The organism is Brevundimonas sp. KH_060 (assembly GCF_057838275.1).
Window position 1 is genome coordinate 3,167,266 of record NZ_CM174463.1, and the last position, 17,934, is coordinate 3,185,199.

Annotated in this window: 18 protein-coding genes; 7 read left to right on the plus strand and 11 right to left on the minus strand. The window is 68.8% G+C overall.

Annotation, left to right across the window (positions count from 1 at the left end):
* Positions 1 to 3 precede the first annotated feature (3 nt).
* A complete protein-coding gene (gene chpT / locus AC3IPP_RS15635; RefSeq protein ID WP_489149618.1) occupies positions 4 to 717 on the minus strand; it encodes a histidine phosphotransferase ChpT in 714 nt (237 codons plus the stop codon).
* Between the two features lie 99 nt (positions 718 to 816).
* Here chpT and cysQ point away from each other — a divergent pair, with 99 nt between their 5' ends.
* On the plus strand, positions 817 to 1,614 hold the full coding sequence (gene cysQ / locus AC3IPP_RS15640; RefSeq protein WP_489149619.1) for a 3'(2'),5'-bisphosphate nucleotidase CysQ: 798 nt from the start codon (positions 817 to 819) through the stop codon (positions 1,612 to 1,614).
* Here cysQ and AC3IPP_RS15645 read toward each other — a convergent pair whose 3' ends face one another.
* The 5 genes from AC3IPP_RS15645 to map form a co-directional block, all read right to left on the minus strand.
* On the minus strand, positions 1,615 to 2,508 hold the full coding sequence (locus AC3IPP_RS15645; protein ID WP_489149620.1) for an aldo-keto reductase family protein: 894 nt from the start codon (positions 2,506 to 2,508) through the stop codon (positions 1,615 to 1,617).
* A 4-nt stretch (positions 2,509 to 2,512) separates the two neighbouring features.
* A complete protein-coding gene (locus AC3IPP_RS15650; protein WP_003166683.1) occupies positions 2,513 to 2,755 on the minus strand; it encodes a BolA/IbaG family iron-sulfur metabolism protein in 243 nt (80 codons plus the stop codon).
* Positions 2,756 to 2,836: 81 nt separating this feature from the next.
* The gene (locus AC3IPP_RS15655) at positions 2,837 to 3,355 is read right to left on the minus strand and encodes a GNAT family N-acetyltransferase (protein WP_087141570.1); all 519 of its coding nucleotides are present in this window, start codon (positions 3,353 to 3,355) and stop codon (positions 2,837 to 2,839) included.
* Positions 3,352 to 4,068, minus strand: a complete 717-nt coding sequence (gene radC, locus AC3IPP_RS15660; RefSeq protein WP_489149621.1) for a RadC family protein — start codon at positions 4,066 to 4,068, stop codon at positions 3,352 to 3,354. Before radC ends, AC3IPP_RS15655 begins: the two co-directional genes overlap by 4 nt.
* Before the next feature lie 26 nt (positions 4,069 to 4,094).
* On the minus strand, positions 4,095 to 4,916 hold the full coding sequence (gene map, locus AC3IPP_RS15665) for a type I methionyl aminopeptidase (RefSeq protein WP_489149622.1): 822 nt from the start codon (positions 4,914 to 4,916) through the stop codon (positions 4,095 to 4,097).
* Between the two features lie 149 nt (positions 4,917 to 5,065).
* On the opposite strand from map, the gene AC3IPP_RS15670 reads away from it, so the two are divergent.
* Positions 5,066 to 5,836 (plus strand): competence/damage-inducible protein A, encoded by a 771-nt coding sequence (locus AC3IPP_RS15670; RefSeq protein ID WP_489149623.1) that lies wholly within the window; start codon positions 5,066 to 5,068, stop codon positions 5,834 to 5,836.
* Between the two features lie 185 nt (positions 5,837 to 6,021).
* A complete protein-coding gene (locus AC3IPP_RS15675; RefSeq protein WP_489149624.1) occupies positions 6,022 to 7,317 on the plus strand; it encodes an OmpP1/FadL family transporter in 1,296 nt (431 codons plus the stop codon).
* A gap of 79 nt (positions 7,318 to 7,396) precedes the next feature.
* Here the strand turns inward: AC3IPP_RS15675 and AC3IPP_RS15680 are convergent, their stop codons facing one another.
* From AC3IPP_RS15680 to AC3IPP_RS15690, 3 genes are all read right to left on the minus strand, one after another.
* Positions 7,397 to 8,872, minus strand: coding sequence for a DEAD/DEAH box helicase (locus tag AC3IPP_RS15680; protein WP_087141603.1), 1,476 nt, complete (start codon positions 8,870 to 8,872; stop codon positions 7,397 to 7,399).
* A gap of 305 nt (positions 8,873 to 9,177) precedes the next feature.
* Positions 9,178 to 9,825 (minus strand): DUF1345 domain-containing protein, encoded by a 648-nt coding sequence (locus AC3IPP_RS15685; RefSeq protein ID WP_087141565.1) that lies wholly within the window; start codon positions 9,823 to 9,825, stop codon positions 9,178 to 9,180.
* 57 nt (positions 9,826 to 9,882) lie between these two features.
* A complete protein-coding gene (locus AC3IPP_RS15690) occupies positions 9,883 to 10,998 on the minus strand; it encodes a Rieske 2Fe-2S domain-containing protein (RefSeq protein WP_489149625.1) in 1,116 nt (371 codons plus the stop codon).
* Between the two features lie 99 nt (positions 10,999 to 11,097).
* Between AC3IPP_RS15690 and AC3IPP_RS15695 the strand changes: the two genes are divergently transcribed.
* The 3 genes from AC3IPP_RS15695 (at position 11,098) to AC3IPP_RS15705 (ending at position 14,812) form a co-directional block, all read left to right on the plus strand.
* On the plus strand, positions 11,098 to 12,042 hold the full coding sequence (locus tag AC3IPP_RS15695) for an alpha/beta fold hydrolase (RefSeq protein WP_489149626.1): 945 nt from the start codon (positions 11,098 to 11,100) through the stop codon (positions 12,040 to 12,042).
* The gene (locus AC3IPP_RS15700; RefSeq protein WP_489149627.1) at positions 12,039 to 12,659 is read left to right on the plus strand and encodes a class I SAM-dependent methyltransferase; all 621 of its coding nucleotides are present in this window, start codon (positions 12,039 to 12,041) and stop codon (positions 12,657 to 12,659) included. Before AC3IPP_RS15695 ends, AC3IPP_RS15700 begins: the two co-directional genes overlap by 4 nt.
* Positions 12,660 to 12,742: 83 nt before the next feature.
* A complete protein-coding gene (locus tag AC3IPP_RS15705) occupies positions 12,743 to 14,812 on the plus strand; it encodes a transglycosylase domain-containing protein (protein WP_087141561.1) in 2,070 nt (689 codons plus the stop codon).
* Between the two features lie 172 nt (positions 14,813 to 14,984).
* Here the strand turns inward: AC3IPP_RS15705 and AC3IPP_RS15710 are convergent, their stop codons facing one another.
* Positions 14,985 to 15,551, minus strand: a complete 567-nt coding sequence (locus AC3IPP_RS15710; RefSeq protein WP_087141602.1) for an ActR/PrrA/RegA family redox response regulator transcription factor — start codon at positions 15,549 to 15,551, stop codon at positions 14,985 to 14,987.
* Positions 15,552 to 15,621: 70 nt separating this feature from the next.
* Positions 15,622 to 17,133 carry an ActS/PrrB/RegB family redox-sensitive histidine kinase gene (locus AC3IPP_RS15715; RefSeq protein ID WP_489149628.1) on the minus strand — a complete coding sequence of 504 codons (1,512 nt, stop codon included), beginning with the start codon at positions 17,131 to 17,133 and terminating at the stop codon, positions 15,622 to 15,624.
* Between the two features lie 89 nt (positions 17,134 to 17,222).
* Between AC3IPP_RS15715 and AC3IPP_RS15720 the strand changes: the two genes are divergently transcribed.
* Entirely contained in the window at positions 17,223 to 17,843 is a 621-nt protein-coding gene (locus AC3IPP_RS15720; protein WP_489149629.1) for an SCO family protein, read from the plus strand.
* Positions 17,844 to 17,934 lie beyond the last annotated feature (91 nt).

Sequence of the window (17,934 nt, forward strand, 5' to 3'; positions counted from 1 at the left end):
GGGTTAACGGAGCGTTGGATCGACGAACGCGGTTTGCTCATTACCGTCCGGCAGGCGCGCCATCAAGGCCACGCGCCCCTCCTCGGTCGCCAGATCCAGCCGCCCGCCCGCCTCGCGCGCCGTCAGCCACAGCCAGTAGGGTTGAATCCACTGCCCCGCCAGGCCCTCGGTCAGCCGCTCGCCCTTCAAGCCGACCACGGCCTCGGCCTTGAGCCGGGCGCGGGCGCCCTCGGCCGAACCGACCAGGAACAGCTGGCCGCCTTCGCGCCGGACCGTCACCACCGCCGCCCCGCCCATCGGCAGGGCCGAAACCGTCAGATAGGCCAGGTTGATCAGGGCGCGTGCCTGAAGCTTGGAGAACATCTGATCGCCCACGCGCCAATCCAGCGTGGCGCGCCCGCCGTCGGTCAGGCCCGCGACCAGCCCGTGCAGTTCCGCGCCGGAGAATTGTTCGCTGCTGGTCGCCGCGCCGAAGGCCACGCGGGCGAAATGCACCAGGGCCACCATCTTGGCCGCGCTCTGACGGATCAGGCCCAGGGCGTCGTCGCGCATGTCCTGGGCGCTGGGGTCGTCCAGCAGGTCCAGACCCGACATCACCGCGCCCGCCGGGCTGATGAAATCGTGGCACAGCTTGGCGGCGATGAAGGCGGCCAGTTCGGCGCCGTCCACCGGCAGGTCGGCGGCGGATAGGTCGAGGGTGTCGTCGGAAACAGTCATGATGCCAAAGCGGGGCGCGCAGGATTTGGAAAAGGTTAAGGCCAAGGTGGCCTGATTTGCTGGTTCGTTAAACCGGCCGCATGGTCTATCGAGCGCTTCATGACCGTCTCCGCCTACGCCGACCTCGAAACCGACCTCGCCTCCGGCCGCCTGGCCGAGGTCATCGCCGACATCGCCGAGGAGGCCGCGCGCCTGATCCTGCCCTATTGGAGAGCCGAGACGGCCGTGGAGACCAAGGCCGACGCCAGCCCCGTGACCGAGGCCGACCGCGCCGCCGAGACCCTGATCCTGCGCCGCCTGGCCGAACACTGGCCCCAGGTCGAGGCCGTCGCCGAAGAGGCCGTCGCCGCCGACGGCGCCCCGCCGTCCGTCGGCGCATGGTTCTGGCTGATCGACCCGCTGGACGGCACCAGGGGCTTTGTTCAGGGGCGCGAGAGCTATTCAGTCAACATCGCCCTGATCCGCGGCGACGCGCCCGTGGCGGGGGCGGTGACGGCCCCGGCCCTGGGGATCAGCTGGCGCTCGGCCGCGCCGGGCCAGGGCGCGCTGCGCCGCGCCTTCGGCGAGCCGTGGCGCCCGATCCGGGTGCGCGAACGCCCGGCCGACGCCGTCGCCCTGGTCAGCCACAGCATCAGCGACGAGGACGCCCTGCGTCTGGCCGCCCGCAACGGCTGCACCCAATGGCAGGGCATGGATTCCTCATTGAAATTCTGCCTGATCGCCGAGGGCCGCTTCGACGCCTATCCGCGCACCGGCCCCACCAACGAATGGGACACCGCCGCCGGCCAGGCGGTGCTGGAGGCGGCGGGCGGCCGCGTCCTGGCCGAGGACGGCCGTCCCCTGGCCTATGGCAAGCCAAGCTTCCTCAACGGCCCCTTCTCCGCCATCGGCGCCTAGTCAGGCCGAGGCGTCCACCCGCGCCATCTCGATCTGGGCCGAGAGGCCGGCGGGCAGGTCGCGCTCAGGCACGCTCGCCAGTTCCTCCAGATGCGCCCGGTCCCTGGGCCGGATCAACACGCTGGCCACCGCCGGGTCCGCCAGGGCGTAGGCCAGACAGATGGCCTCGCCGGTCCAGCCCGGCGTCCGGTGCAGGAAGGCGAAGCTGCCCGGCCGCTCCAGATCGGCGTCGCCGCGCCCGGCGCCCCAGCCTCCGAACAGGCCCCGCTTCTTCGCTCCGCCCGCGTCCGCCGCGCGGCGCTCGGTCGCCAGGCTGTCGGGGAAGTAGTCGTCGGCGAACAGGCTCATCTCTCGATCGTGCGCCGCCCTCATGCGCGAGCGCACCTGCCAGGGCACATTGACGTGGAACGGCGTGAACAGAACGTCGAACGCGCCGGTCGAGACGTAGAGATCCGTCACGGGCTCATCGCCCGACACCCCCAGCATCCGAACATACTCCGCCTTCCGCATCGCCTTCAAAGCGGTGAGGGACGTCTGCGGCAGCTCATTCTCGGCCGGGCGCTCCAGCACCGCCATGTCGAACCAGCCCAGGCCCGAAGCGTGCAGCCCCTGCTCGATCGAACGACCCAGGCCCGTCGCTGAAAAATCCCGGTCGCCCCCCAAGCTGACGCTGGCCCAGACCAGCCGACGTTCGACATGCCCCAGGGCCTCGCCGACGGCCCGCAGCAGCGTCGGGTCCGGCCGCTCCAGGTGATAGGCGTTCACCCCCGCCTCCAGCCCCGCGAACACCAGGTCGCGGACATGGTTCGGTCCACGCGCCGCCGCCTCGGCCCCAAGGCTGAGCGTCAGGCTGGAGACCGCGGCCCCCGTGGCGCCGAAGGGGCGGTAGCGCACGGGATCAGCCGGCCTCGACCGGCGCCGAGGTCTCCAGCGCCAGGGCGTGCAGTTCGCCGCCCATCTTGCCCTTCAGCGCAGCGTAGACGGTCTGATGCTGACGCACGCGGTTCATCCCGCGAAACACCTCGGACACGATGCGGGCGCGATAGTGGTCTCCGTCGCCGGCCAGGTCCTCGATGGCGATGTCCGCGTCGGGGAAGGCCTCGACCAGATGGGCGCGAAGGTCGTCGACGGACATGGGCATCATGGAACTCCTAGAACGCAGAAGGCCGTCTCAGGGCCTGAATTGTAAAGCTTATCGCCCCGCGCCCCTCCTGTCAGCCGCTCATCCGGCGCGGGGACGCTCATACAGGTCGACGACCGACCCCTTGTAGTCGGCGCGGGCGTAGGGGCGATAGCCCACCCGCTCGGCCAGACGCACCGAGGGCGCATTCTCGGGCGAGATCATGCAGACCGTGCGCGGCTCCAGCCGATAGGCGTCCGTCCAGGCCAGGGCCGCCTCCAGCGCCTCGCGCGCCAGGCCCGCGCCCTGAAAGGCGGGCGCCACGCCCCAGCCCAGCTCCGGCGCGTCGAAGGGCGGCTCGATCTCGCGGCGATAGTCCAGCACCCCGACGCTGCCGACATAGGCGCCGCTTGTCGCCTCGCGGATCGACCAGTTGCCGTAGCCCTTGGCCTGCCAGTGGCCGATGTCGCGCAGCAGGCGGAACCAGACCTCCTCCGCCGACAGGCCGCGCCCCATGATGTGGCGGGTGAACTCGGCGTCGGCCCACAGGGCGGTCAGGTCGTCCATGTCGCCCACGGCGACGGGCGTCAGGGTCAGGCGTGCGGTCGAAAGAACAGTCACATCAATCCCAATTGCTTGAAGCTGGCCACGCCTTCGCGGCCGACGATGAGGTGGTCGTGAACCTGAACCGACAAGGCGCGGGCGGCCTCGATCACCTGTTTGGTCATGTCGATGTCGGCCCGGCTGGGCGTCGGATCGCCCGAGGGGTGGTTGTGCACGATGATCATGGCGCTAGCCGACAGCTCCAGCGCCCGGCGCACCACTTCGCGCGGATAGACGGGGGCGTGGTCGACCGTGCCCCGGTTCTGGATCTCGTCGAGGATCAGCTGGTTCTTCTTGTCGAGATAGAGGACGCGGAACTGCTCGCGCGGCTCGTGCTGCAACGACAGGCGCACATAGGCCAGCAGCGCCGTCCACGACGAAATGACGGTGCGCTTGTTCGCCTCTTCCTTGGCCACGCGGCGCGAGACTTCGTGCAGGGCGGCCAGGTCCAGCGCCGTCCCGGCCCGGCCCCGTGAATCCTCGGCCTTGACCGTCATCAGATCCTCGACCGAAGCGGCCAGCACCGCCGCCAGCGACCCGAACCGCGTCAGCAGGGCCTTGGCCACCGGCTTGACGTCGCCCTGCGGCTGGCTGCGGAACAGGAACAGCTCGAGCAGCTCATAGTCCGGCATATGATGGAGGCCCGCCGTACGCGCGCGTTCGCGCAGCCGCTCGCGATGCCCGGCGTGGTGCGGCTTGGCCTTCGGTTGTTCCGGCGGTTGATCCAGCATCAGCCTCCCCCAAGGGAGAGACTAGCTCAGAATTTCGGGCGGAACAGACCCTTGGGCGAGGCGGTGAAGATTTCCAGCCCGTCCTCGGTCACGCCGATCGAGTGTTCGCACTGCGACGACAGCGACTTGTCGCGCGTCACGGCGGTCCAGCCGTCCGACAGCACCTTCACCGCAGGCTTGCCCAGGTTCACCATCGGCTCGACCGTGAAGAACATGCCCGGCTTCAGCACGGCGCCCTCGCCGCGACGGCCGTAGTGCAGGACGTTGGGGCTGTCGTGGAAGACCCGGCCGATGCCGTGGCCGCAGAAGTCGCGCACCACGCTCATGCGCTGGGCCTCGACGAACTTCTGGATGGCGAAGCCGATGTCGCCGAAGGTGTTCCCCGGCTTGATCTGGGCCAGACCCAGGTCCAGCGACTCATAGGTGACGTCGATCAACTTCTTGGCGCGGGCGTTGATCTCGCCGACCGGATACATCCGGCTGCTGTCACCGTGCCAGCCGTCGACGATGACCGTATGGTCGATGTTGACGATGTCGCCTTCCTTCAGGACCTTGTCGCCGGGAATGCCGTGGCAGACGACGTGGTTGATCGAGGTGCAGACCGTCTTGGTATAGCCCTTGTAGCCCAGGCAGGCGGGGGTGCCGCCGTTGTCCAGGGTGAACTCGCGCACCAGATCGTCCAGCTCGCCCGTTGTCACACCCGGCTTCACGTGCTCGCCGATCATGTCCAGCGCCTCGGCGACCAGACGGCCCGCCTTGCGCATGCCCTCGAACCCTTCCGCGTCATAGATGCGGATTTCGTGGCTGCGGACGAAGACGTCGGTTTCCAGGTCGGGGGTCTCGTACATGCTCGGCTTTCGGGGAGGCGCGCTCCGCAAGGACGCGGAACGGGCGAAGAAACGACTTTCAGGACTTCAGATGGTCAAACTAGCACAAAACCTCAAGCCCGTCAGGGCTCGCGGCTGACGCAGGGCCGCGCCCTTCCTATCTACGGCCCATGTCACAGCTCGCTCCCTCCCCCACCGCCGCCGTTCTGATCATCGGCGACGAGATCCTGTCAGGCCGCACGCGCGACACCAATCTGAACACCCTGGCGCGCTTTCTGGCGCCGCTGGGCGTCGACCTGATGGAGGCGCGGATCGTCGGCGATCGTCAGGACCAGATCGTCGCGGCGCTGAACGCCCTGCGCGCGGCGCACGACTACGTCTTCACCACCGGCGGCATCGGCCCGACCCATGACGACATCACCGCCGATGCGGTCGGCGCCGCCTTCGGTGTTCCGGTCAGCGAACACCCCGAGGCGCTCGCCATCCTGGAGCGCCGCTATGCGCCGGGCGAGTTCAACGCTGCACGGCGTCGCATGGCCCGCGTGCCCGAAGGCGGCGTCCTGATCGCCAATCCGGTCAGCGACGCGCCGGGCTTTCAGGTCGAGAACGTCTTCGTCATGGCGGGCGTGCCCAAGATCATGGAGGCAATGCTGGATGACGTGGCGCCTCGCCTGAAGACGGGCGTTCCGGTGCACAGCCGGTCGTTGCGCGTCACCGGCGTCGGCGAGGGCGCCGTGGCCGACATCCTGCGCGCCGCCGCCGAGGCGCGACCGCACCTGTCCTTCGGCTCCTACCCCTTCGGTTTCGGCGCCGGACAGACCGTCGGCGAGGTCGGAACCCAGCTGGTGATCCGAGGCCGAGACCGGACCGAAGTTGACGCTGCGGAACACGATCTTGCTGCAAATCTGCGTTCTTCAAGCATCGAAATTGCCGCTACGTAACCTCACCAAGGTGTGAAATTGTGCGATTTTTGCGCCACGCTTTCGCCGAGAAGCGGTCCGACACCGGCCTTGGACGCAACGCTTTCATGACACGGACGCTGTGGCTGTTAGCGTGACGGCTCTCCCCGAACCAAGGCTGGCCGCCTCTACAAAAATGGCCGGCCCATTACATAGGTGAAGCGTAAATGACCCCCAGGAACATGGCCCGCCTCGGCGGCCTGGCTCTGACCACCGCCCTGATGACGGGCGTCGCCGCCCCGGCCTTCGCCGGCTCCTTCTATCTGCAGGAACAGTCCGTGCGCGGCGCCGGACGCGCCTTCTCGGGCGAAGCCGCCGACCGCGGCGTCGGCTCGATGTGGTGGAACCCCGCCTCCATCGCCCGCAGCGGCCGTGAAGTCTCCGTCGGCATGCACGCCATCCGCATCGATTCCGAAGTGAAAAACGCCGGCTCCTACCTGACCTATCCGGGCGGCGTGGACGTGCCGGTGGTCAACCCGCGCAACACCGAGGTCGATCCGATCGAAAGCGGCCTGGTGCCGAACTTCGCCTTCGCCACCCCGATCGGCGACCGCTTCGCCGTCGGCGTCTCGGTGGCCGCCCCCTACAACTTCACCACCAAGTACGAGCAAGGCTCATTCGCCCGCTACGACGCCCTGACGTCGGAACTGCGTTCGGGCGACGCCAGCCTGACCGTGGCCTATCAGGTCAATGACTGGCTGGACGTCGGCGCCGGTCTGAACGCCCAGTACGTCAAGGCCAAGCTGACCTCGGCCATGCCGAACCTGTCGCCGACCCTGCCCGACGGCTCCAACAGCCTGGAAGGCGACGGCTGGGACTTCGGCTGGAACGTCGGCGCCCAGGTGCACAAGGGGCCGTGGGACTTCGGCCTCAGCTACCGCTCCAAGATCGAGCATGAACTAGACGGCGACGTGACCGTGGCCGGTCTGCTGGGCCCGCTGGCGGGCGCCAACGTCTCGACCGGTGGCACGGCCAGCTTCAACACCCCGTGGTTCGCCTCGGCCTCGGTCCGCTACGCCGTCAACGACAAGCTGACCCTGAACGCCCAGGTCAACCGCATCGGCTGGTCCGAGTTCGACGCCATCACCGTCGAATACACGGGCGGCGGCGACGTCATCCACCAGAACTACAAGGACGTCACCACCGGCGCCATCGGCCTGGACTACGCCCTCAGCGACAAGACCACGCTGCGCGCCGGCGTCGGCTATGACCCGACCCCGACCCGTGACAGCCTGCGCACCGCCCGCATCCCGGACGCCGACCGCTGGCTGTTCTCGGTCGGCGGCTCGACCGAAGTGACCGAGGGCGTCACCTTCGACGCCGGTCTGACCTACATCGCCTTCAGCGACTCGACGATCCGCGACGACCGCACCCTGTACCAGGGCGCCATGACCTCGCACCTGCGCGGCGAGGCCGAAGGCTCGGCCCTGGTGGCCTCGGTCGGCGCCCGCTGGGCCTTCTGATCCAGGCCTGACGATCGACGTGAAAACGGCGGCTCCCGCAAAGGAGCCGCCGTTTTTATTCGCCTCTACGCCGAGCGCATCAGCCCTGGGCGGCGTGGCCCTTGCCGCCGTTCGACGGACGACGACGACGCGGGCGACGTTGCAGCTCGCCGACCGGCTTGGGCTCGGCGGACGGCGCAGCGCGCACCGACGAACGGGCGCGGTCGCCCGCCATCGGATCATAGGCCGCCGCCGGACGCTCGGCCGCAGGCGCACCGTTGCGGCCGCGACGCTGGCGGTGCGGCTGACCGCCGCCCTCCTGCTTGACGCCTTCGCGGTGCGGGTTGCGCCCGCCGCGACGGCCGCCGCGCCCTTCGCCGTCCGAACGGCCTTCACGCTCGGGCAGGGTCGCCTTCTTGGCCACGCCCGCCGACATGATGGAGGCGTCCAGTTGAGACAAGGCCTTGTCGTTGCGGCGGTCGATCGCGGGGATCTTCTGGCGCGTGACCTTCTCGATGTCCTTCAGCAGCTTCATCTCGTCGCCGGCGACGAAGCTGATGGCGGTGCCGTCCTTGCCCGCGCGGGCCGTACGGCCGATGCGGTGGACATAGGCTTCCGGCACATAGGGCAGCTCGAAGTTCACCACATGGGTGACCTTGTCCACGTCGATGCCGCGCGCGGCGATGTCGGTGGCGACCAGGACGCGCAGTTTGCCGTTCTTGAAGGCCTCCAGCGCGCGCTCGCGTTGCGGCTGGCTCTTGTTGCCGTGGATGGCGCCGGCCTCGACGCCGCCGGCTTCCAGATAGGCCGCGACCTTGTCGGCGCCGTGCTTGGTCTTGGTGAAGACCAGGCAGCGCGTATAGGCGGGATCAGAGAACAGCTCGGTCAGCAGGGCGCGCTTCTTGCCCTGTTCGACCCAGATCACCGACTGCTGGATGCGCTCGACCGTGGTGGCCTGCGGCGTGACCTGAACCTTGACCGGGTCCTTCAGCAGCTCGCCCGCCAGCTTGCCGATCTCCGACGGCATGGTGGCCGAGAAGAACAGGTTCTGACGCTTGGCCGGGATGCGGCTGACGATCTGGCGGATCGGCTTGATGAAGCCCAGGTCCAGCATCTGGTCGGCTTCGTCCAGGACGAAGATCTCCGTCGAGGACAGGTCCAGCGTCTTCTGTTGCAGGTGGTCCAGCAGGCGGCCGGGGGCGGCGACCAGGACGTCCAGGCCCTGTTGCAGGGCGCGTTCCTGCGGGCCGTATTTCACGCCGCCGAAGATGACGGCGACGCGGAAGCCCAGGTGGGCGCCGTATTGCTTGAAGCTGTCGGCGATCTGGGTCGCCAGTTCACGCGTCGGGCTCAGGATCAGGGCGCGCGTCGTGCGCGGCTTGGGCGCCACGCGGTTCTCGGCCAGGCGATGCAGGATCGGCAGGGCGAAGGCCGCCGTCTTGCCGGTGCCGGTCTGGGCGATGCCCAGCAGGTCCTTGCCCTTCATGACGTCGGGAATGGACTTGGCCTGGATCGGCGTCGGCTTCTCATAGCCGGTCGCGGCCAGGGCGGTCAGGAGAGCCTTGTTCAGGCCCATGGATTCAAAGGTGATGTCGCTCACGTCAGTCTTTCACGAACGGCGGCGCGCGCGGCTGGACGAACCAGACCTTCACAAAGGGCGCACGTCGCCTGCCCGAAGCTCGGGCGGGGAACGGGCGCCGCCCCGCGTGTATGGACGACGTATGAAATCGAATGATCCGGCCGCTCGACAGACAGGCCCTCCGGGGAGGGAAGCCCAAACACGCGCTGGAACGCGCCGGTCACCGCATTGTGCGATGCAGCGCAGATGGGCCTCAATAGCGGCCAAGTCAAGGCGCCCGGGCGAAACGGGCGCGCGACAGCCTACAGCAGGTTGACCGCCATGTTCACCGCCAGCGCCAGGATCACCGTGTTGAAGACGAAGGCGATCAGGCTGTGCACGGTGGCGATCCGGCGCAGCTTCCGGCTGCTGATCTGGATGTCCGCCGTCTGGCTGGCCACGCCGATGATCAGGGAGAAGTGCAGGAAGTCGCCGTAGTCCGCCTCTTCCTCGCCCGGAAAGATCAGCCCGCGCCGATCGCCGCCGCCGTGAGCCGGCGCATAGAACTCGTGGGCGTAGTGCAGGGCGAACAGGACGTGGGTGAACAGCCAGGAGGCGGCGATGGTGCCGAGCGAGAACAGCGCCTCGCCCAGGCTCGGCTTGCCGCCGTCCGCCGTCTCCATGACGATCACGAAGACGCTGGCCGCCGCCGCCAGCAGACTGAGCGGCAAGACGGCGCCACCCGCCTGATCCAGGTCGGCCGCCCGCTTGCGAATGGCCGAGGCCGTGCGATGGCGATACAGGCGGATGAAGGTGAGCGTCAGGAAGACGCTGACGCTGACGTCCCAACCGGCGGCGATCCGCATCGGCCAGTCCCAGGCGGCGGGTGTCAGAACCACCGCGACCGCCAGGACGGCGAGCCCCAGCCACAGGGCGAAATGCAGACGGAAGATGCGCGCGATCCGCTTCATGGCCGCATGATTACGCTGTTCCGCGCCGACGACCAGCGCTCCTGTCCGCCCTGACCGTCAACTCTTCCAGCGCAGCACCGTCTGCTTGATCGGATTGACGAAGGCGCGGCCCTCGGCGCGGCTCTTCAGCCATTCGCGCTTCAGCTGCTGATACCATTTGGCCTGTTTGTCGGCGTCGTCGATCCAGATCAGGGCCGGGTCGTATTTCAGCCCTTCGTTCTGCAGGTTCACCATGCCGCCGTCCTGCTTCAGGAAGGCGACCACCCCCATCCGCAGGAAGGGCTTGGCGATGCCGAACACCCAGTGGTCAGACCAGAAGATCTGAGTGATGCGGGTCTTGGTGTCGTTCACCGGCGTCAGGCAGGTCAGGGCCAGCACCTGCTTTTCCCCCACCTGGATATGCTCCCAGCGATAGCCCGGCAGGCGGAAGGTGATCTCGGTCGCGGGGGCCCCGCCCAGCACCTTGTACAGGCGGCTGTTCGAGGACGGCGCATGTCGAACCATGGCCCAGCCGAAGTCGACCGGGGCGAAGGTCTTGGCCTTCTCGTGCATCGAATGCTCGGACCGCCACCACCATTGCTGATGGACGTAAGGGCCGTGTGCAGGGTCCATGAGGCCGACGACGGCGTGGTCGATATGGCTGTCGAAATCCATCCATTCGACCAGACGCGGCTGGCCGACGGCGCCGGGAAACTGCGGCGGCTCCTGATCCGGCTCGGACGGATTGCGGGGGTCGGCCGCCATCCAGACGAAGACCATGCCCTGGCTCTCGCGCACCGGATAGGACCGCACCTTGATGCGGTTGGCCTCGAACGCCTGATCCTCGACCAGCGACGGAATGGCCGCGCACACCCCGTCCGGCCGGAAGCGCCAGCCGTGATAGGGGCACTCAATCGTCTCGCCCTCGCCCGGCTTCTCGACCAGCCGCCCGGCTGACAGCGGCGCGGCGCGGTGGGGGCAGATGTCGCGCATCCCATAGACGTCGCCCGCGCGGGTGCGCCCGATCAGCACCGGCTCGCCCATGATCTCATAGCGCTTCAGACTGGCGACCGGGACGTCGCGCGCCAGGGCGACGAAATACCAGGCGTCGGTGACGAAGCCCTTGCCGAAAGCTGTCGGCGGGGCTTTGGCTTCAGGCGTGGCGGAAGATGCGGGCGCGGCGTCTGCGGTCATGGCCGCCTTGTAGCAGCAGGGACGGTCAGCCGTCCAAAGGGCATTCCCTTCCTCAGCCGATGAATTAATCTGTCTCAAATTCTCTTTGGGAGAGACGCCTTGATCCGCACCGCCTCCACCGCCTTTTTCGGCGCCGCCCTCTTGCTGGCCGCCGCCCCCGCCGTGGCTCAGGACGGCCACGTCAATCACGCCGCGCATGGTGCAGAGCACGCCGCCTTCGCCTCCGGCCGTCTTAGCGTCCGCGTCGACGGGCCGGAGGGCGCCCCCGACCTGATCCTGATCCCCGGCCTGTCGTCCTCGCCCGACATCTGGCAGGGCACGGTCGATCACCTGGCCGGGCGCTATCGCGTCCATCGCATCCATGTCGCCGGTTTCGCCGGCGCCGCGCCCCAAGCCAACGCCCAGGGCGACGCGCCCCAGCCGGTCGGCGCCCCCGTGGCTGAGGAGATCGCCCGCTACATCCGCGAACAGCACCTGAACAAGCCCGCCGTCGTCGGCCACTCCATGGGCGGCACCATGGGCATGATGCTGGCTGCGCGTCACCCTGACCTGGTCGGCAAGCTGATGGTCGTCGACATGATCCCCTTCATGGGCGCCATGTTCGGCGCGCCCGGCGCAATGGCCGAAAGCGTGACCCCCGTCGCCGATCAGATCTGGACCGCCCAGTCGACCAGCCCGCGCGAGGCCTACGTCGCCCAGGCGACCACCGCCATCAACGGCATGATCAAGACCGAAAGCCGCCGCGAAGAAGCCCTTCAGGACATGCGCGACAGCGACCAGAAGATCTCGGCCGCCGCCTTCCGCGAACTGGTCACCACCGACCTGCGCCCCGAACTAGCCCGGATCACCGCCCCGACCGAGGTGCTCTACGTCAAGTTCAACGACGCCCGCATGACCGACGCTGTCACCGACGCCATCTATCAGATGTCGTTCGCGACCCTGCCCGGCGCGAAACTGAAACGCATCGACGACAGCGCCCACTTCATCATGTTCGACCAGCCGACGGCCTTCTACGGCGAACTGGACGCCTTCCTGGCCAAATGAGCCATCCGGCCGCGGACCGGATCGTCGGCCTGTATCAAGACAAGGCGGCGGACTGGATTCGCGACCGGGGCGCCGTCCTTCGCCGACATGAAGGCGACTGGGACGAAGCCGCCTGGCTGGACCGCTTCGTGAACGGCTGGCCGCCCGGCGCCCGCGTGCTGGACGTCGGCTGCGGCTCGGGCTGGCCGATGGGCGCCGCCCTGCTGGAGCGCGGGTTCGAGGTCGTCGGCCTCGACGCCTCGCCGGGCCTGATCGCCCACGCGCGCGAGACCCTACCCAAAGGCGACTGGCGCATCGGCGACATGCGCGAAGCCCTGCCGGAGGGCGCCTTTCACGGCGTACTGGCCTGGCACAACCTGTTCCACCTGACGCCGGAGGCGCAGGCGGCGGTCCTGCCCGTACTGGCTACGCGTGTGACCCCGGGCGGACGGCTGATGTTCACCGCCGGTCCGGCCCACGGCGAGGCCATCGGCGAATGGCGCGGCGAGCCGCTCTATCACGGCAGCCTGGCGCCGGAGGCCTATCGCGCCCTGCTCGACGAGGGCGGGCTGACGGCGGAGAACGCCGGCGATCAGAGCGTCTGGCTGGCGCGGCGCGCCATTCTTTCGGCGAAATAGGCGCTCACGCTGTCGTGATCGGAAACGGGGGCGTTTTCGTCGGCGACGCGAACGGCTAGGGTTCGCGTCGCTGGCATAGAGGGATGTTCATGGCGCGCAAAGACCGCGGACCCGACGGGAACGACCAGGGCGGAGGAAAACCGCGCCGAACCTTCATGGGCCGCCTGTTCTATTGGAGCGCGGTTCTGGCCGTCTGGGGCCTGATCTTCGCCGTCGTCTTCTTCGCTGTTTTCGCGCGCGACCTGCCGGACACCTCCAGCCTGTATGAGGTCGATCGCCAGCCCTCGATCACCTATCTGGACCGGTCCGGGGCCCTGATCGCGGTGCGCGGCACCCAGATGGCGCCCCCGGTCGATCTGGACGCCCTGCCCGACTACGTCCCCGCCGCCTTCGTGGCCATCGAGGACCGTCGCTTCTATCATCACCCCGGCTTCGATCCGATCGGCATGAGCCGCGCCATGGCCTCGAACCTGAAGGCCGGGCGTGTGGTCCAGGGCGGCTCGACCATCACCCAGCAACTGGCCAAGAACCTGTTCCTGACGCCCGATCAGAACATGAAGCGCAAGGTTCAGGAGCTGATGCTGGCCGTGTGGCTGGAGATGAAGTTCTCCAAGAAGGAGATCCTCGCCCTCTATCTGAACCGCGTCTATTTCGGCGCCGGCGCCTATGGCATCGAATCCGCCTCGCAGCGCTATTTCGACAAGAGCGCCGACAAGCTGACGGTCGGCGAGGCCGCCCTGCTGGCGGGCCTGCTGAAGGCGCCCTCGCGCTATTCGCCGGTGTCCGAGAGCGAGCGCGCCGCCACCCGCGCCAACGTCGTGCTGAACGAAATGGTCGAGGTCGGCGCCATCACCCCGGCCCAGCGCGAAGCCGCCGTGGCCGAGCCGGTGCGGGTGTCCAAGACGCTGGCCAGCCAGCACGCCCAATACTTCATCGACTGGCTGGACAAGCAGATCCGCGGCCTGGTCGGCGAGCCGACCGAAGACCTCGTGGTCGAGACCACCCTGGACCTGACGCTGCAGACCGACGCCGAGCGCGCCGTGCGCCGCATCCTGGACCGCGACAAGGGCAAGGGCGTCGAACAGGCGGCCCTGGTCGCGCTGGACGGCGACGGCCGGGTGCGCGCCATGATCGGCGGCGCCTCCTACGGCGACAGCCAGTTCAACCGCGCCGTCGATGCGCGTCGCCAGTCCGGCTCAGCCTGGAAGCCTTTCGTCTATCTAGCGGCGGTCGAGGCCGGCTATACGCCCGAGACCCCGGTGGTGGACCAGCCCGTGACCATCGGCGGCTGGTCGCCGCGCAACTACTCGGGCCGCTTCTCGGGCCAGATGACCCTGGCCCAGGCCGTGGCCCAGTCGACCAACACCGTCGCCGCCTATGTGGCCGACCAGGTCGGCCGCGACAGCGTGGCCCGCGCCGCCAAACGCCTGGGGATCACCAGCGAGATCGGCCTGCAGCCGTCCATGGCCCTGGGCGCCGTCGAGGTCAGTCCGCTGGAGATGGCCCAGGCCTACGACGCCTTCGCCAACGGCGGGCGCCGCGTCGACGCCTATGGCATCAGCCGCATCCGCACCCCGTCCGGCCGGGTCATCTACACCCACGGCCCGTCGGAAGGCGGCCAGGCCATCAACAATCCGCCGCTCTACTACATGAACCAGATGCTGCGCGGCGTGATCACCTCGGGCAGCGGCCGCTCGGCCGCCATCGGCGGGCGCGACATCGCCGGCAAGACCGGCACCACCTCGGACTACAAGGACGCCTGGTTCGTCGGCTATACGGGCGGCTTCGTCGCCGCCGTCTGGGTCGGCAAGGACGACAACAAGCCGATGGCCCGCGTCACCGGCGGCTCCTCGCCCGCCGCCATCTGGCGCGGCTTCATGGAGGCGGCCCTGCCCAAGCTGGCGGTCCAGGCCATCCCCAACGGCCCGCCCCTGCCCGAAGGCTGGATCGCGCCCGATCCGGTCGGCGACCTGATGGGCCAGGTCGAGGACCCCTACGCCACGGCCCAGCCCTATGAGGACGCGCCGCCGCCCGTCGTCATCGACGGCCAGGCCCCGCAGCCGCAACAGCCGCAGCAGCCCTCGGCGGCGCGCCCCAGCCCGCCGCAAGCCGCGCCTCAGCAGGAACGCCGCCCCGACGCGCTGTTCTTTTGAGTTATTCCTTCTCCCCTTGTGGGAGAAGGTGGCGGGCGAAGCCTGACGGATGAGGGGTGGCTGCTCCTCATCCTGACAATCTGAATCCGGTCAGCTCAATCGGCGACGTTGCACCGACACCCCTCATCCGGCCCTAACGGGCCACCTTCTCCCACAAGGGGAGAAGGACGTTTCATCGCGGGGCGCGCTTGGCCAGGATGCGCTGCAGGGTGCGGCGGTGCATGCCCAGGCGACGGGCCGTTTCCGACACGTTGTGGTCGCACAGCTCATAGACGCGCTGGATATGCTCCCAACGCACGCGGTCGGCCGACATCGGGTTTTCCGGCGGCTCGGGCGCTTCGCCGGTCGACAGCAGGGCCTTGACCACGTCGTCGGCGTCGGCGGGCTTCTGCAGATAGTCCACGGCGCCGGCCTTGACCGCCGCGACCGCCGTGGCGATGGCGCCGTAGCCGGTCAGCATGACGATGCGGGCGTCCTCGCGCCGCTCGCGGATCATCTCGACCACCTTCAGGCCGTTGCCGTCCTCAAGCCGCATGTCCAGCACGGCGAAGGCGGGGACCGATTGGCGCAGGGCGTCGTTGGCCTCGGCCACGGACCCGGCCAGGGCGACGGCGAAGCCGCGCGATTCCAGCGCCCGGCCCAGACGGGTGCGCAGAGCCTGATCGTCGTCCAGCAGCAACAAGGACCTGTCGCTGAGGGCTGCAATCTGTTCCGTGATCTGGGTCTCGAGTTCGGACATGTATTTCTCCTGAGGTTTCAGGTCGTGCGTCAGGGACGCAGGGTCAAGGGCCAAGCTCGTGACTGCGACATCAGGTTCCATCGCCTTCCATGGCCGAGGCGGTGACTTCCAGCACCTGACGCGGCCAGCGCACCGAGACGCGGGCGCCGCCCGGCTGGCCCTTTGCGGCGTCGCCGGCGCCGACCGACACCTTGGCGCCGGACCGTTCCAGCAGGGTGCGGGCGATGAAGAAGCCCAGCCCCATGCCGCCCTGGCTGGGGGCGATGGGGGCCGTGACCGGGGGCGGCGGCGCGCGGCGTTCCCGGCGGGCCGGGCGCGTGGCCGAGGCGATCTGGGCCGCCAGGGCGCGGCGGGCCTTGGCCTGGGGGCGGCTGGTCACATAGGGCTCGCCCAGGCGCGGCAGGATTTCGGAGGCGAAGCCGGGGCCGTCATCGACGATGTCGATCTCGATCCACCCGGCGTCGACCACGGCGGTCAACTGGACGCGGGCGGTGGCGAAGTCGGCGGCGTTCTCCACCAGGGTGGACAGGCCGTGGACGATCTCGGGCAGTCGGCGCAGGCGTGGCGCGTCCTGGCCGGACGGGATCTTCAGGGCGATGTCGAAATCCAGGTCGAAGCCGCGATGCGGCTCGGCCACCTCCTCCAAGAGGGCCTTCAGCCCGATGTCGGCGAACAGGGCGTCGCCTTCTTCAGGCTGGGATGAGAGTTGCTTCAGGATGGCGCGGCAACGCTCCGCCTGTTGCAGGATCAGGGCGGCGTCCTCGGCCGCCGGGCTGCCCGAGGGCGCGTCGCGCAGCATCTCCTTGGCGACGACCTGGATGGTGGCCAGCGGCGTGCCCAGCTCGTGCGCGGCGGCGGCGGCCAGACCGCCCAGGGCCGCCAGCCGCTGTTCGCGCTGCAGCACGTCCTGGGTGGTGGCCAGGGCCAGTTCTAGCTTGTCGGCGTCGGCCGCCACCTTCCAGGCGTAGCCGGCCGTGAACAGCACGCCCGTCACCAGCGCCAGCCCCAGCCCCAGACGATAGAGGCCCGGCAGCTCCAGATGTTCATGCAGGCGCCACGGCAGGGGCAGAGACCAGGAGAAGAGGAAGCCCACGGCGATCAGCGCCATCACGCCCAGGATCACCGCCTGGCGCGCGGGCAGGGCCGCCGCCGCGATGGTCACGGGCGCCACCAGCAGCAGGCAGAAGGGGTTGGCCAGCCCGCCGGTCAAGGCCAGCAGGGTCGCCAGCTGCAGAATGTCGAAGCCCAGCTGTGCGGCGGTCCTCGGCCCGTCGGGCAGGCTGCCGTCGATGCGCCGCGCGCGCGCCATGGTGGCCAGGTTCATCGCCACGCCCGCACCGATCACGGCCAGGCACTCCCACAAAGGCAGGGGGAAATGCAGGGCGAAATAGGCCGTCAGGATCGCCGAGGTCTGGCCGATCACCGCCAGCCAGCGCAGCACGATCAGGGTGCGCAGCGACAGGCCCCGCCCGCGCCGCGGCAACTCCGGCAGACCGGCCAGTTCGCCGGCCGCCTGTGTCAGGACGTGCGGCTGGACCTCGCGATGGGCGTGCGACGGGATGGGGGCTTCTGTAGGGCTCACCGCTCTTCTATAGACCGGGCGAAGAGCGGCTGCACGGTTCGCCGTGTCGCGGCCGCCGAAACGACCTCCGTTCCCGATGAGGAGACGCCATGCCCCGCCGTCCTGTGATCCTGTTCGCCGCCGCCTGCGCGGTCATCGCCCTGGCGCTGGGCCTGATCACCATGGTGGTCGTCGGCGGCCGCCAGCAGGCGGCCCAGACCACGGACGTCACGACGGGCCAGCCCCTGGTCGGCGGCGACTTCACCCTGACGGATCAGAACGGCAAGACGGTCGACCAGACGATCCTGAACGGCAAATGGACCCTGGTCTTCTTCGGCTTCACCTACTGCCCCGACTACTGCCCCACCACCCTGGGCGTGCTGAACGCCGTGCAGGAAAAGATGGGCGACAAGGCCAAGGATCTGCAGATCGTCTTCATCAGCATCGACCCCGAGCGCGACACGCCGCAGATGCTGAAGGACTATCTCTCGTCGGACGGTTTCCCTGACGGGGTCATCGGCCTGACCGGCACGCCGGAACAGGTGGCCAAGGCGGCCAAGGCCTATCGCGCCTTCTATCAGAAGGTCGGCGAGGGCGAGGGCTATACCATGAACCACGGCCTGACCGTCTATCTGATGGGTCCGGACGGACAGTTCCGCAGCGCCGTGGCGCACGACCTGGGGCCCAGCCGCACCGCGACCCTGATCGAGAACGCGATGGAGAAGGGCTGATCACCTTTCCCTGAACGAAGCGCGACCGGCCTTTTTTGCGGCGCACCACTCTGTATGATCGGCGTTCCGCATCGGCGGGGGCCGCAGTCGG

Bases quoted from the DNA above. Each gene is read 5' to 3' on its own strand.
- chpT (WP_489149618.1), bottom strand. From the start codon at position 717: ATGACTGTTTCCGACGACACCCTCGACCTATCCGCCGCCGACCTGCCG.
- cysQ (WP_489149619.1), top strand. From the start codon at position 817: ATGACCGTCTCCGCCTACGCCGACCTCGAAACCGACCTCGCCTCCGGC.
- AC3IPP_RS15650 (WP_003166683.1), bottom strand. From the start codon at position 2,755: ATGCCCATGTCCGTCGACGACCTTCGCGCCCATCTGGTCGAGGCCTTC.
- radC (WP_489149621.1), bottom strand. From the start codon at position 4,068: ATGCTGGATCAACCGCCGGAACAACCGAAGGCCAAGCCGCACCACGCC.
- map (WP_489149622.1), bottom strand. From the start codon at position 4,916: ATGTACGAGACCCCCGACCTGGAAACCGACGTCTTCGTCCGCAGCCAC.
- AC3IPP_RS15670 (WP_489149623.1), top strand. From the start codon at position 5,066: ATGTCACAGCTCGCTCCCTCCCCCACCGCCGCCGTTCTGATCATCGGC.
- AC3IPP_RS15675 (WP_489149624.1), top strand. From the start codon at position 6,022: ATGACCCCCAGGAACATGGCCCGCCTCGGCGGCCTGGCTCTGACCACC.
- AC3IPP_RS15680 (WP_087141603.1), bottom strand. From the start codon at position 8,872: ATGGGCCTGAACAAGGCTCTCCTGACCGCCCTGGCCGCGACCGGCTAT.
- AC3IPP_RS15685 (WP_087141565.1), bottom strand. From the start codon at position 9,825: ATGAAGCGGATCGCGCGCATCTTCCGTCTGCATTTCGCCCTGTGGCTG.
- AC3IPP_RS15690 (WP_489149625.1), bottom strand. From the start codon at position 10,998: ATGACCGCAGACGCCGCGCCCGCATCTTCCGCCACGCCTGAAGCCAAA.
- AC3IPP_RS15700 (WP_489149627.1), top strand. From the start codon at position 12,039: ATGAGCCATCCGGCCGCGGACCGGATCGTCGGCCTGTATCAAGACAAG.
- AC3IPP_RS15705 (WP_087141561.1), top strand. From the start codon at position 12,743: ATGTTCATGGCGCGCAAAGACCGCGGACCCGACGGGAACGACCAGGGC.
- AC3IPP_RS15710 (WP_087141602.1), bottom strand. From the start codon at position 15,551: ATGTCCGAACTCGAGACCCAGATCACGGAACAGATTGCAGCCCTCAGC.
- AC3IPP_RS15720 (WP_489149629.1), top strand. From the start codon at position 17,223: ATGCCCCGCCGTCCTGTGATCCTGTTCGCCGCCGCCTGCGCGGTCATC.